Origin of the sequence: Gottfriedia sp. NPDC058432, from assembly GCF_042721555.1 — a bacterium.
Classification (GTDB): Bacteria; Bacillota; Bacilli; order Bacillales; family Bacillaceae_G; genus Gottfriedia.
This window is the reverse complement of the sequence record NZ_JBHXLC010000008.1, coordinates 96,013-109,674: the sequence shown is the minus strand read 5'-3', so window position 1 is coordinate 109,674 and position 13,662 is coordinate 96,013. Positions and strand designations below refer to the sequence as shown.

Here is a 13,662-nt window from a genome sequence, read left to right as displayed (position 1 = left end):
TTTGAAATCAGTCTTATTTACTAAATACTTTTCTTTTCTTTTTCTTTACGATTTTGAATTTTTTTCATAAATAAAGCAAGACTTAATGGTAACATTCCAAACATGTTAGTAGAAAATGGAGCTTTCAACTCTTCTTTTTCTTGTTTTATTGAATCACGTTTCTCTTTTGGTTGATCGATATAATTAATAAATTGTTCTGTCATATATTTTACATAATCATTTGTTTTCAAAAGAAATCACCTTACTTTCTTATCACTTATCTTTACTATCTCCTCCTTTTGAATAATTTAAACAGTCAATGATTTCCAACGCAATTTCAATTGGCGTTAAATTATTCGTTGAAATTACATAATCTGCTTTTTTATATTGTGATTCTCTCCTTTGAAATAGTTCAGTCAATTCTTCAACCGATCGATTTACAGCGTTTGGTCGGTTAGAATCCAAATGTATTCTTTCATATATTATTTCAATTGGTGTTTCAAGATAAATTATTTTGCCAGTTTCTTTCATATACCCAATGTTTTCATCACGAAGAATGATTCCACCTCCTGTTGAAGTGATCATTTTTTTTGATGGTAAATTTTTTAATATTTGCGTTTCTATCTCACGAAATCCGCTTTCACCAAACTCATTAAACAATTCTGGTATGCTTTTGCCTGTTTGAGAAACAATTTCCTCATCTAAATCAATAAATTTTTTGTTTACTTTTTTAGCTAATTCCTTTCCAACAGTTGTTTTACCACACCCCATAAATCCTACTAAATAAATTGATTCCATTTCATCCTCCAACTTAATCGATCCAATCAAATACTTGGTTTGTACTTTTTTTATATTTAAATTGAACTACATATTTTTTTATTTTTGAATTACTACTAGTTAAAGTTACATGATATTCATCATTTGTTATTAAAGAAGTATTCAATATAATTTTTGTATTATTATAATACTTTATTGTATTTCCTTGAAGTGATAAATTACCATGCCTTAAATCGTAAATTGCTTGTGAATGTATACGGTCTAGTTCGTTTTGATTTCTCGTATAAGAATAAAAGGTATTTAACGAATGAAAGATATCAATTTGTATTAGAAAAAAAATTAGTAAAATATTTATCATAAAGATCGTGTAAGGTATATACACTCCATTTTCACCAAGTATTTTAAATTTAATTGATAAATATCCGAATAGTTTTTTCATAAGTCCCACCATTTAAATCGATTACTTTTACTAGGATTTGCCTTTCACTTATTTGTACAAACTTTATATCCTTTATATTTTGAAGTACAATTTCATGTCCTAATCCAAGCCTTTGTCGTCTAATAATCGTTGCGTATTTACGATAACTAATCGTAACTTGATTAAACTCTTCAAAGAGAAGAAGGTCAGGATGAACTGTAAAACTTATACTCTTGTTTGCCTCTTTTTGAACTTCTTTTATAAAATTATCTAATTCTAACCTATTTACGGATTCATAACTGTAATTACGTTTAACAAAGCTTTTTAAACTTGAAGTTGAAATCGAAATAATCATTAAAAATAAAACAAGTGAAAAAAGTGTTTCAAGTAAAGTAAATCCTCTTTCATTCAGTAAATTCTTCACATATTTCACTTTCCTTATTTCGATCAGTCCAAAGAATACAAATCGAATTTAAATTATTTCTGGAGTTTATTTTTACTAAAAACTCTCTTCCATTCTTTGTATGGAAACCCTCTTTAAAATCTTCTCTGTTAATAAAATAAAGATGAACCATATCTGTTAATAGGTCATCTGCCATATTGTTAATCGTTAACTTATCTTTTTTTTGTAAAAATAATGACATGGAAGGAACAATCATAATACAAAAAATAATTAATAAGTTTAAAGAAATAACTGCCTCGATAAATGTAAACCCTTTTTCATTTCCGATCATATTTAAATCGACCACTTCCTAAATAAAAAGTAATAATATATTCAGCTTTTTTATATTTAATTGAAATTGTTCCAGAGCTTGAGATTTTACCATCGGAGTTAAATCTTAACGGAGGTTTTAAAGTAAGGTAAGTTATGCTAATTGATTTGTCAAAATTTCGAATAACTACAGGGGGATTTAGTAAATTATCTTCCATTTCATATTTATCTTGATAAAAGATGATCCTAGTAGGAATTTGTTTTATTATAGCGTTTCTTTGTGCAAGAAAAATATCATTTTGAAGCATTTGAATAAATAATGTTAACTTTTGTTCATCTTCAATCTTCCTAACTTGATTGATTGGTAAAATTAATAACAATATCATAATTGAAAGGACTAATAACATTTCAACAAATGTAAAACCAAACGAATTACCCAACTTTTTTTTAAGGTATAGATACGGATCCAGTTGCTTTGTCATACGATAACTCAACTTTGTTATTGCATTTATATGTTGTTATATAGCCCTGTTCTTTTAAGACTGATAAACTTTCAGGTAATTGTTCATTTTCTAATCGATACGATTCAACACTTGACTGGACCATTTTTTGAAGTGCAGAACATCCTTTCGTTTGAATCGACTGTTGTTGCTTTCCTAAATTTGGTATTACTAGCAATAAAAGAAGTGAAATGATAAATAAAACAATTAACATTTCAATTAAAGTAAATCCTTTTTCATTCAAACTAACTCCTCCTAGATATTGTTCATCAATTGAAACATCGGAAACAGGATGGCTATATACAGTGATAGAATACTTGATGAAATAAGGATTAATATAATCGGCTGAATGATCCTTATCGATCGGTGAAAGTATGCTTCAATACTATCCTTTAAATAATCAGCATAATCAGCTAGTTCTTTACTAAGAGTACTATTGTTCATGCCATGTTCAATCACAAATATAATATCTTTATGAAATGCACGTTCATTTTTAAATGCTTCCTGCATAGAAATTCCGTTTAAAATTTGATTGTAAAATACTACGGCTTTTTCTTTTATAAATGTCCTACTATCATTATTCTGCATCGTTTTTAGGGCATCAACTATGGGAAATCCAGCATGTAATAATATACTTAACTGCATTGAAAATTCATAAGTATTCATTGTTATTAAATACTTACTAACTAAAGGAATTTGAATTAATTTATCCATCCGTTCGATTGAATTTAATTTATTAATTGCAAATAAGTATCCATAAACGATCAATCCAATTAAGAAAAGAGAAGAAAACATAATTGAAGGTAATCTTTTTATAATTTGTAGATAGATGAAAATAAAAGAATTCTGATTGGAATGGAATGTTGAAAATAGCATTTCATATTGAGGAATGATTATATTTCTAAACAAAAACAAAATTAGCACCAATATTGCGATTAAAAAAATAGGATACCCCATGATTTTCCTTATGTAAGCTCTATGTTGGATCTTTTTTGTAAGCATAAAACTGCCTTCATTTAGCGCTAAGGACAAATCGCCATGCTTTTCTGCATAATACAAGTAAACGAGTACATCTTGATGAAGACCAAGCATTTTAGCAAAATCGATAAATGATCTTCCTTCCACCAAAGCTATGTTAGCTTTATGAATCAATTCTTTTAGGTCATCTGGGAATTGAATCGTTAAGAATTCAATTGCTTGAATAAGAGGATAACCTTTTTGTAAAAGTTCTCCTAATATTTTTAATAGCTTAGCTTGTTCAATATAAGTTAATTTTCTTTTATTAAAAAATTTACCCATAGATCATACTTCTGTCCAAATGTTTGTTATCAATAAAACCTAAGGCATATCCTTTAATGAGTTGACTATTTAATGTAGATAATTGAACTTCTTCTTGTATCCCTCTAAATTCATTAATAACCGAATTTAGAGCATTACCATAAAGCAATTCATATACCCCTAATCTTCGGTGATTTCGATTAACAAAACAATTTGGTTTACATTCACCTTCACAATAACGGCATTTTATTGGAACTAATCTTTGAGAAACGATTGCAACCATTGCCTGAAATAATTCCTCTTTTGGAATTCCAAGCTCTAACATTCTATATAATGCACCTTTTGTGTTGTTAGAATGAATTGTCGTTAATACTAAATGACCGGTCAATGCTGCCCGAACGGCAATTTTCGCAGTCTCTTCATCCCTAATCTCTCCTACCATTACTATATCCGGATCAGATCGAAGAATAGCTTTTAATCCTGTTGCATATGTTAAGCCTGCTTTTTCATTAACTTGGACTTGAAAATATTCATCAGATTTCCGTTCAATCGGATCCTCTAAAGTAATAATATTTCTTGCTATGTCTTTTTTAGCTGATTGTAATAATGAATATAAAGTTGTCGTTTTCCCGCAGCCAGTTGGTCCTGTAAACATCATTAGCCCATGTGAATGATGTAATAAAGACAAAAGCTTACGAGTTGTAGATGGGAATAAGGAAAGACTTTCAATTGGGGCGATTTTTTGTTGGGGATGAATACGAATAACCATTGATTCATCAATAATTGTTGGTAAAGTTGCCAAGCGAAGTGATAATATAATTTCATTAATATTAACAACTAAAATTCCAGTCTGTGGCCGCCTTATTTCTCCTATATCCATACTTCCTAAAAATTTTAAATGCATGATGATCCTCTTAGACTTCTCCTTATTTATTCGTTGAATAAGTTTCAAATCACCATCAACACGAAAAAGGATTTGTACATCATCTTTTTTTGGTAACAAATGTATATCCGATGCTCCAAAATAGCATGCTTTTTTTAGAAGTTCTTCAACCATTTTTTCTACTGATACCATTTTTATTCCCCCTTTCTATATAAGCAATTATATTTCTGTTCCCCTTGTCTATCAAATCATGATATTTATAAAACTGAACGAAAATATTAAATTTAGCTAAAATTTATTTACAAACTAAAGGTAATTTAACGAAATAACTTTCAAAAAAATCAATTATATATTGTAAAACAAAAAGTATGTTTTCAAATTAATGTATAGAAAATCATTAAATAAGAAAAATAATATCAGATATAGTTCATTTGAATATCTCTTGAATCAATTTAGAATTGTATTAATACATTGTTTACAATTGTAACTTTCTTATTTTATAATAATGAATGGGTAGAAATTTTTTATGGGGGGATTTAGGATGGATCGAATGTTCCGCGTTCTAGGATTCTGGACAGCAATATTTACGGTAATGTTCTTTGTTGGACATATGTCAGCAGCTGCACTTATTTTCGCATGTCAAACAGCATTTTTCGTAGTATTAGGCTATCTAAAGCTTTCTGAGCGTATGTACATCTATATCTTTGGCGCATACTTAACTGTGTTCTTTATTGGATTTACATATTATAGTACTTTCTTATTAGTACCTGGCTTTAGTGAATAATAGAAAAACCAGTCATATGACTGGTTTTTTTATTTGTATTCATTTAATGAAATCAATTCATTCAACTTAGTATGATCGTTTGTTGACATACCTTTTGTTTGTAATAGCCATTGAAACGAATCGCTTATTCCCCCTGGCATAATTAAAGATTGCACTGCTCTATTTTGTTTATATTCGCTTGAAAATGGATTTGACTGAGCATGCGGAATAAGCCAATTTAATATACCAAAATCTAATATTGCTTCTCTTTGGCTAGAAAAGTATAGATTTTCAATATGATTCTGTAATCCGAACATTTTTAATTCATCCCAGTGAATATGAGTTGTAATGTCCATATGTCCCAAATTCTCTAGTATATTTGATTTCATTTCGTGCTTGTAATAACCGCGCAAACTTCCCTTAATTCGATGGGGTGCATCCCATTCTTCCCTCGTGAAACCATAATCAACAGTTAAAATGATTCCTTTACTAATTTTCGATTGTAAAAGATCATAAACTTTTTTCATACCAACAGGAATTTCAACTCTTTGCCCATTTGTTCCAACAAAATTATTTCTTCTTAGAAAATCACTAATTTTATCATCTTGTATTTTAACGAGATTTTCTTTCAGATTATTTAGCTCATCAATTAAAATTACTACCTCAAGCCATTCGTTTTGATTAAATTCAACTACTCGAACGGGTAAAGCGTCAAACAATTCGTTTGAAAATACCATTCCATTTTTGATTTGCTCGATTTCTAATATATTTGAGAAGTGTTTACAATTCAAATGGTTCGCCAATAATTCTATTTGTAATTTACGATGATATTGACTTGCATCAATCATATAGTAAGTTAAATTACGATATATTTCAGGCTCTTTTTTTTCACAGTACGAAAGAAAGGATGATGCGAATCTGCCATTTCCACCACCAACTTCAACAAAAAAAGGTTCGATTAGCTTATTCTTAACAAAACGACAAAATGAAGCTGCAATTACTTCACCATATACTGAACCAACTGAGCTTGAAGTATAGAAATCACCTTTTCGTCCAATTTTTTCATTTTCCATTTGATAATAACCTTTTTCAAGATCATATAGCACTAACGAAATAAATTGTTCGTATGTAATAAAACCTTCTTTACTGTTTTTTATTGCATTAATAATAATGTTTTTCATTGTATTACCTTATTATAAAAATGGATTATGTCTTTTCTCATCACCAATCGTTGTAGTTTCTCCATGACCACTACATACAACGACATCATCAGGTAAAGAAAGAAGCTTACCTTTTATACTTCTGATCAACTGGTCGTGATCCCCACCTGGTAAATCAGTTCGTCCAATGCTTCCTTCAAATAATGCATCACCAGAAAAAACTGTCTTTATTTCTTTACAATAAAATGAAACACTTCCCGGTGAATGGCCTGGAGTTTCAAAAATTGAAAATAAAAAACGACCAATTTCCATTTTGCCTTCTTTTTCAATCAAGTGATCTGCTTCTCTTGCAAAAATTGACTGATTTCTCATAAATAATTCAGAACCATTTTTTTGTCCATCTGTTAACCAATCTGCTTCATATTTATGAATATAAACGGGTATATTATATTCATCACGCACATCATCAACAGCCCCAATATGATCAAAATGAGCGTGGGTTAAAAGGATCGCTAATGGCTTTAATTTATTTTCTTCAATAACATTAAAGATTACATGTGCTTCTTCGCCTGGATCAAAAATAACCGCTTCATTCATATCATTACTTAAGATGTAACAATTAGTTTGTAATGGACCTAATGGTAATTGTAAAACATTCATATTCATACCCTGCTTTCTTTTTTAATCTATATAATACTATATCATAATTTTGTTTCAGCACTTAATTTCAAATAGACAATTGTTCACAAAAGTTTTACAATAATAATGATGTGATAGCAAACAGGGGTTGCTTGACGAAATTTATAGGGGGTTTACAATGGGTACAGTTATTATTTTTATACTAGTAGCTATTCTAAGTGTTCCTGCTTTATTAGGATCATTAAAGAAGAAGAACTTTTTAGCCGTTTTTTGGTCTGCCGCTACATTAGTTTTATTTGGTTGGTTTGCCATTATGACAATTTTACATAACGGTTATCCACCAGCGCACTTATAATATTTATTTATTTTGTAACGGACTATTTTCTACATATAGAAAACATGTTACTAAAATAAAAAAGCTGACAAAGTTGTCAGCTTTTTTATTTTGAGAATGATTGGTTTTCTAAATTAAATAAAGACGCTAACAGTATTGGGAAAGTCTCTGAAAAAATGGATTCAAACATAGAGAGTGGCAATGGATTGATTCCTTTACCTAATTCAAGTGTAAATCCTGGTTTCCGAAAATCTTGTATATACCAATCCTTAAAACCTGCATGGCTATCAATTGTTTTTACTGCCTTATAGGGACTGATACTAGAAAAATAATTTGCATAAACCTCCGAGATAGGCGGTTCAAGATTGTCATAACCCCAATAAAATTCTTTACCTTGAGTATGCAAAGCCAAAATAAGATCAAACTTCCTTTCGATTACTAAGTTACTCATTGCAATTGTTTCTGGTTCAGTTAATGGAGCATCTCCGGGGTAGTCTCTATGAGAGAAAGTTTTTTGTTTCTTTCTTTCTTTTTCTAACTCCCAATTTGCAGGAAATTGATTGTTTAAATCAACACCTCTAATATTCGCTTTCCATCCAGTAAAACCGTCATTTCCTTCGTTAATTTTATGAACAAATTCCATATAATCACTTTGTTCAACAGTTTCATTTATAACCAAATTTACCCCATCAGGATTTACCATAGGGACAATCGACAAGGTATTTTCACTAAATAAACCTAATAATTCTTTATGAAATGGCAAATCCTCAGTTGTTAAAGTGTTACAGATCCAATAAAGCATTTTCATGATTACACAGGTTGTAATCCATTCATTTGCATGAAACGAACCATTCCAATGCACCTTTCTATGTCCACTTCCAATTTGAATCTCATATATTGGTTGATTTAAGACGCTCCGCCCAATTGTATTTAAACGAAGAAAAGAAAATTCTTGTACTAATAAACTAATATCTTTCGAAAGTTCATTAAAATCGTATCTTCTTGGATGAAAGGATAAAGGTAGATTGTTTTTATACAAAATTTTCACCTCATCAGTTATTTTCTAGTTAATTGTATGTAATTAAAATTAAGAAAAGCACTTTCGTTTATGAAAGTGCTCTCATGCTGTTGAAAAACTACCTGTCAATTAATTATTAAATTTTCGTAAAAGGAGTAGAGTGATGTTGATTTCCATTGCAGGATGCCAGGATGCTCGCTTTCCATGGGGCGAGATTCTTTACTCCTCGGCGAGCCTGCGGGGTCTCAGCCTTCCCGCTAATCCCATAGGAGTCGAGCATCCCTCCATTCCAATCAACTTATTCATCAAAAAATGTCTGCGATAAACCCTAATCAAATAGCATTTACTTAGAATAATCGAATTTGTTTTCTAAAAAAGCTTATAATATTTTTAACTTCTAAAAAAATCATTTCTAGTGTTATTGAAATAATAAAATTGCTCAAACATATTTAAATTTAAAACCATTAAAAGATTATTCAAAAAATGCTAATTTTATCATTATTAAATGTTCACTTAAAGTCCGTTTTCCTTATTGACGATTTTATATTGCAACACTCTGAAAGCACTTTCGTTTAGGAAGTGCTTTATTTAGCTTTTTATCATTGTCATATTGAATTATTAAAGATTCATGAATTTGACTACTGTGAAGATAGCGTGATGGCTGAGAGATGGAGTTAAAAGACTTGCAGGAGGAATGAATATGACAAGGGATCCAAAATTCTTGCCGTACTTAAAGGCAAGCATCCTGAAGTGGAAATTAACATGATATTACTTTTTTATATGAACTACTTTTTCTGTTCATAAGAAAAGCACTCCCATTAAGGAAGTGCTTTTCATGTTTATTCAAACTTCGTATCAGCTTTTTTATATTTAACTTCATAGAAACGAAGTAAATCTTTATAAATAATTGAGTTTGAATACTCAAGTGATTTATTTGCTTTTGCTAAGTCTTCTTTAGGTGGTTTTTGACCTTTTAATTCTTCACCAGTATTTGGATCATACATCTTCTCACCAGTGTAAATATATTTATCAGTAACAATTGTTCCATCACGGAAAACTACAAAGTTTTTGTGTTTAGGAGAGAAAATATCATTACCAAAATTGATAGATGTTTTATTTGGATCTTCACCTAATAAGTTTAAAATTGTAGGTTTAACATCAATTTGACCTGCAACTTTATGAACTGTTTCACCTTTAGTTTGTCCAGGTAAGTGGATAAAGAAAGGTACTTTTTGTAATTTAACATGTTCTGCAGGAGTAATGTCTTGTCCTAATACTTCACTCATTGCACGGTTATGGTTTTCAGAAATACCATAGTGGTCACCATACATAACAATGATTGTATTATTATATAAACCTTTTGCTTTCATTTCTTCAATGAAATGTTTAATTGATTCATCTAAATAACGTACTGTTGTTACATAATTATCAACAGTTTGGTCTCCAGTTTTTAAACGTGGGATCATTAAGTCCTCATCATTTAATTCGAATGGATAATGGTTAGTTAGTGTAATCATACGGTTGTAGAACGGTTTAGGCTCTGCTACCATTTTGTCTACTGCTTGTTCAACGAAATATTTATCTTTTAGTCCCCAGCCAATAGAAGTAGCTGCAGATACTTTAAAGTCAACTTCATTATAATAACGATCGTAACCTAGACTTGGATACATCATATCTCGGTTCCAGAACGATTTATTATTTGAATGCATTACTGAAGTGTAATAATTTTGATCCTGTTTAAGAATCGCTGGTGTAGCAGTAAACGTATTACTACTGTTTGTAAAGTATACAGCACCACGATCTAACGGGAATAAACTATTATCAATTAAGAATTCAGCATCAGATGTTTTACCTTGTCCAGTTTGGTGGTAAAAATTATCAAAATAATAACTTTCTTTCGTAAATTTATTTAAGAAAGGAGTTATTTCTTGTCCATTAATTTTTCGTCCAATTACGAAATTTTGTAATGATTCTAATGAAACTACAACAACGTTTTTACCTTTATATTTACCATGTAATTGTGCATTCACACCAGTATCGTTAGCACGAATAAAGTTTTCGATTCCTGCTAATTGACTATCATCAGCCATCGCTTTTTGAGCAGATGTTTTTGATTGAATAACCATATCATATAAATGGTAATTGTATAATCCTAAGAATTTAACAATGTATTCTCTATCAAATGAACGCGTTAATAATTGAGGACGCTCAGTTTCTGCTAAACCAAGGTTAACTAAGAAAATAGCAACTGCTACTAAGAAATAAGCTGTTCTAGCTTTCCCTTTAATGTTACCAGTAGTAAAGAATTTTTTACCCCAGAAATAATTAACTGCAATTAGGATAAAAATATCTGAAAAGGCTAAGATAGTTTTATAGCTGATCATTGCTTTAACACTTGAACCTAGATCACCAAAGTTTCGTGTCATAAATAAAACTGGGATCGTTACGAAATCGTCAAAGAATGAATAATAAGCCGTATCGGCCACTAATATAAAGGACATGATTATACTAATCCAAATAACTGCTCTATTTCGTTTTGGTCCTTTTGCAAAAAGAGCTATACCTAAAAATATTAATAATGAAGATATAGGAGCAATTATTAAAATAAATTCTTGCATTGAATTTTCAATTTCTAAATCAAAATAAAATTGGCTTAGAATCGTTGCTTTAATCCATAAAAGGAATACAGCAAGTAACGGGAATCCAAAGTTTTTAATAAACTTTTTCCACATATTCTGTTCCTCCTCTTGTTAAGACTATTAATCTATTTTATCTAATATAAAAACAATGTTTGGCATTTCACATATCTATTTTATTGGCATTTTAATACCAAGAATTTTTGAAATGATTCATACAATTATTAGCTACTAATGTATGGATCAAAAAAATTTTATCTGACGTACCTTAGGTTTTTTTCTAACGTCATTCAATTTATCATAAACTAGTTCCCTCGTCAAATAACTAATTTTTTTTTCAATTCAATACAATAAACATAATAAGGCACTTCAATTAGAAGCACCTTAAATTTAAGTTAAATTTCATTAGTAATAAATTTTTTTACTAAATATGCAGCTCCAATTGCTCCTGCATCGTTCCCTAACTTGGCAATTGAAAGTTTTGTCGAATCACGCACTGTAGTAAAAGCAAATTCGTCAAAATATTTCTTTAGTGGTCTTAATAGTAATTCACCTGCATTTGATACTCCACCACCAATAATGATATTTTCAGGATTTAATGTATTTCCTACTCCGGCTAAAACTAAAGCAAGATATTTCATTACATGATTAACGATTTCTTCTGCAACTTCATCACCATTTGAATAAGCTTCAAAAACATCCTTTGCTGTTATTGGCGAATCATTCGACATTTCTTTTAAAACTGTCTCTTTTGTCGTATTTTGTAACTTCTCATTTGCTATTCTTGCAATTCCTGTCGCTGAAGAAATTGTTTCTAAGCATCCCGTTTTTCCACAATTACATAGTACTCCATTTTCAAGTTGTACTGTTATATGGCCAATTTCACCTGCAGATCCACTAATACCATGCGCAACATCACCATTTACAATTACGCCTCCGCCGACACCTGTACCTAGTGTGACCATTACTACATCTTTTGCTCCATTTCCAGCACCTTTCCACATTTCGCCAACAGCTGCTATATTTGCATCATTATCAACGATTACAGGAATACCTGATTCCTTTTCTAGAATTTCCTTTAAAGGAAAATTAACCCACCCTAAGTTTACTGCTGCAAATATAAGTCCATCTTCTAATCGAACTGAACCTGGAGCTCCAATACCGATTCCAGCGATATCTTCTTTTGTTTTATCCATCTGTTTAAGTTTTTCTTCAATTGCAATTGTAATTGTTTTAGGAATATGCTTACCACTATCAGATTTATCAGTTGGTACTTCCCATTTATCGATGAATTCCCCGTTATTTGTTAATAATGCTAATTTAATGCTTGTACCACCTAAATCTACACCTACAATCATTTTAGCCATTATGCCTTCTCCCTTCGCAGTGAAATCGTTTGCAATAGATTCTAAAAAAAAACGATTTCTTCAAACCGTTTTATTTTTTATTTGATCCATTTCTTTCTTTAATATCATAGTAGCAATTTGTAAATCTTTACTTTCAAGTATATTCGCTAAAAATAATTCTTTTAGCTCATCTTGTATTAACATTAAGTCAGCTAATCGATCACCTGTATAAATAAAGGTGCCATAACTTTTTAGAAATTGTTGAATATCATATACGGATTTCATACTTAACTCCTATTATTTTATCTTTCTAAACATGTAATAAGTATAAGTTGCAAACGATTACTCGTCAATGTGAGATACCAAACAAACCATTAATTTTATAGGCATTTATAATTATTTTTTAGGCTTCATTACTTCCTCTAAAGCTAAATCATGTTTATAGAGATATGTAGCGTATTTTATTCCGATATATCTTATATGCCATGGTTCATAATTGTATTCTGTAATCTTTACTTTGTCCTCTGGATAACGAATGATAAATCCAAATTCATGTGCATGGTCTGCAAGCCAAGTTCCTTCTATCGTTTCTCCAAATGCTTGTTCAAGCTTGTTACCGAAGTTTGGAGATGATACATCTATTGATAAACCAGTTTGATGTTCACTTGTACCAGGAACAGCACTAAAAGATTGCGTCCAATCTTCACCATGAATTTGTACATAATAATTATACAAGCTTTTTTGTCGATCAAAAGAGCGATATGCTGACACTGGAGTAAGCTTTATGCCATCTTTTTCTGCTCTTTCAAATAATTTTTCTAAAGCATGAGCTGCCTCTTTCCTCATTAATGTCTTATCTTTGTTTACACCATGTAAAGGAACAATCGGATAAACTAAATCCGGTGGCTCATACCCATCTGGTAGCTTTCTTTCTTTATTAACTAATACTAAATTAGATGTAGGATTCTTTACAGCTAATAATCCATCCTCAACTTCTACTGCTGTATCATCGTAATTCGGAAATTTCAGTGATGTCTTCTGATGATTGAAGTAATTTTGATTTCTAAAAAATAGAGCTAGTCCAATAATAATTATGATAAATATTATTAAAACCCAAGAGTACTTCCCATTTATCTTTTTCAAAATTACCTCCCTAACATCTTTTTTGTTACTTTAACAATATAAAAAAATGGCATATTTTTCAAATAATCTATACACT

General features: G+C 30.3%; 18 protein-coding genes. 2 read left to right on the top strand and 16 right to left on the bottom strand.

Features of this window, described 5'->3' with window-relative positions:
• Positions 1-20: 20 nt before the first annotated feature.
• Genes ACFWM3_RS10335 through comGA form a run of 9 tightly spaced genes read right to left on the bottom strand, consistent with a single transcriptional unit; the run spans position 21 to position 4,739 of the window.
• Positions 21-230 carry a YqzE family protein gene (locus tag ACFWM3_RS10335; RefSeq protein WP_056475068.1) on the bottom strand — a complete coding sequence of 70 codons (210 nt, stop codon included), beginning with the start codon at positions 228-230 and terminating at the stop codon, positions 21-23.
• A gap of 22 nt (positions 231-252) precedes the next feature.
• Positions 253-777 carry a shikimate kinase gene (locus tag ACFWM3_RS10330; protein ID WP_390311284.1) on the bottom strand — a complete coding sequence of 175 codons (525 nt, stop codon included), beginning with the start codon at positions 775-777 and terminating at the stop codon, positions 253-255.
• Positions 778-790: 13 nt separating this feature from the next.
• Entirely contained in the window at positions 791-1,195 is a 405-nt protein-coding gene (locus ACFWM3_RS10325) for a hypothetical protein (RefSeq protein WP_390311283.1), read from the bottom strand.
• On the bottom strand, positions 1,164-1,598 hold the full coding sequence (gene comGF, locus ACFWM3_RS10320) for a competence type IV pilus minor pilin ComGF (RefSeq protein WP_390311282.1): 435 nt from the start codon (positions 1,596-1,598) through the stop codon (positions 1,164-1,166). The genes ACFWM3_RS10325 and comGF overlap by 32 nt, the downstream gene beginning before the upstream one ends.
• Complete coding sequence (locus ACFWM3_RS10315; RefSeq protein ID WP_056475059.1) at positions 1,579-1,908, bottom strand: pilus assembly FimT family protein; 330 nt, start codon at positions 1,906-1,908, stop codon at positions 1,579-1,581. Before ACFWM3_RS10315 ends, comGF begins: the two co-directional genes overlap by 20 nt.
• Positions 1,895-2,368, bottom strand: a complete 474-nt coding sequence (gene comGD / locus ACFWM3_RS10310; protein ID WP_390311281.1) for a competence type IV pilus minor pilin ComGD — start codon at positions 2,366-2,368, stop codon at positions 1,895-1,897. The genes ACFWM3_RS10315 and comGD overlap by 14 nt, the downstream gene beginning before the upstream one ends.
• Positions 2,334-2,630, bottom strand: coding sequence for a competence type IV pilus major pilin ComGC (gene comGC / locus ACFWM3_RS10305; RefSeq protein WP_082459599.1), 297 nt, complete (start codon positions 2,628-2,630; stop codon positions 2,334-2,336). Before comGC ends, comGD begins: the two co-directional genes overlap by 35 nt.
• Positions 2,631-2,641: 11 nt before the next feature.
• Entirely contained in the window at positions 2,642-3,685 is a 1,044-nt protein-coding gene (gene comGB, locus ACFWM3_RS10300) for a competence type IV pilus assembly protein ComGB (protein WP_390311280.1), read from the bottom strand.
• A complete protein-coding gene (comGA, locus tag ACFWM3_RS10295; RefSeq protein WP_056475054.1) occupies positions 3,678-4,739 on the bottom strand; it encodes a competence type IV pilus ATPase ComGA in 1,062 nt (353 codons plus the stop codon). Before comGA ends, comGB begins: the two co-directional genes overlap by 8 nt.
• A 349-nt stretch (positions 4,740-5,088) precedes the next feature.
• On the opposite strand from comGA, the gene ACFWM3_RS10290 reads away from it, so the two are divergent.
• On the top strand, positions 5,089-5,331 hold the full coding sequence (locus ACFWM3_RS10290) for a DUF2626 domain-containing protein (RefSeq protein ID WP_056475051.1): 243 nt from the start codon (positions 5,089-5,091) through the stop codon (positions 5,329-5,331).
• Between the two features lie 29 nt (positions 5,332-5,360).
• On the opposite strand, the gene ACFWM3_RS10285 is transcribed toward ACFWM3_RS10290, so the two are convergent.
• Both ACFWM3_RS10285 and ACFWM3_RS10280 read right to left on the bottom strand, forming a co-directional pair.
• Positions 5,361-6,491 (bottom strand): SAM-dependent methyltransferase, encoded by a 1,131-nt coding sequence (locus ACFWM3_RS10285; RefSeq protein ID WP_390311279.1) that lies wholly within the window; start codon positions 6,489-6,491, stop codon positions 5,361-5,363.
• A 12-nt stretch (positions 6,492-6,503) separates the two neighbouring features.
• Positions 6,504-7,130, bottom strand: a complete 627-nt coding sequence (locus ACFWM3_RS10280; RefSeq protein WP_056475045.1) for an MBL fold metallo-hydrolase — start codon at positions 7,128-7,130, stop codon at positions 6,504-6,506.
• A gap of 157 nt (positions 7,131-7,287) precedes the next feature.
• On the opposite strand from ACFWM3_RS10280, the gene ACFWM3_RS10275 reads away from it, so the two are divergent.
• Positions 7,288-7,464 (top strand): DUF2759 domain-containing protein, encoded by a 177-nt coding sequence (locus ACFWM3_RS10275; RefSeq protein WP_069034124.1) that lies wholly within the window; start codon positions 7,288-7,290, stop codon positions 7,462-7,464.
• Between the two features lie 85 nt (positions 7,465-7,549).
• On the opposite strand, the gene ACFWM3_RS10270 is transcribed toward ACFWM3_RS10275, so the two are convergent.
• The 5 genes from ACFWM3_RS10270 to ACFWM3_RS10250 form a co-directional block, all read right to left on the bottom strand.
• Positions 7,550-8,482 carry a M14 family metallopeptidase gene (locus ACFWM3_RS10270; RefSeq protein ID WP_056475043.1) on the bottom strand — a complete coding sequence of 311 codons (933 nt, stop codon included), beginning with the start codon at positions 8,480-8,482 and terminating at the stop codon, positions 7,550-7,552.
• Between the two features lie 818 nt (positions 8,483-9,300).
• A complete protein-coding gene (locus ACFWM3_RS10265) occupies positions 9,301-11,193 on the bottom strand; it encodes an LTA synthase family protein (protein ID WP_056475041.1) in 1,893 nt (630 codons plus the stop codon).
• Positions 11,194-11,492: 299 nt separating this feature from the next.
• Positions 11,493-12,467 (bottom strand): ROK family glucokinase, encoded by a 975-nt coding sequence (locus tag ACFWM3_RS10260; RefSeq protein WP_156339737.1) that lies wholly within the window; start codon positions 12,465-12,467, stop codon positions 11,493-11,495.
• A 57-nt stretch (positions 12,468-12,524) separates the two neighbouring features.
• The gene (locus tag ACFWM3_RS10255) at positions 12,525-12,728 is read right to left on the bottom strand and encodes a YqgQ family protein (RefSeq protein ID WP_390311278.1); all 204 of its coding nucleotides are present in this window, start codon (positions 12,726-12,728) and stop codon (positions 12,525-12,527) included.
• Between the two features lie 111 nt (positions 12,729-12,839).
• Positions 12,840-13,586 carry a M15 family metallopeptidase gene (locus tag ACFWM3_RS10250; protein WP_390311277.1) on the bottom strand — a complete coding sequence of 249 codons (747 nt, stop codon included), beginning with the start codon at positions 13,584-13,586 and terminating at the stop codon, positions 12,840-12,842.
• Positions 13,587-13,662 lie beyond the last annotated feature (76 nt).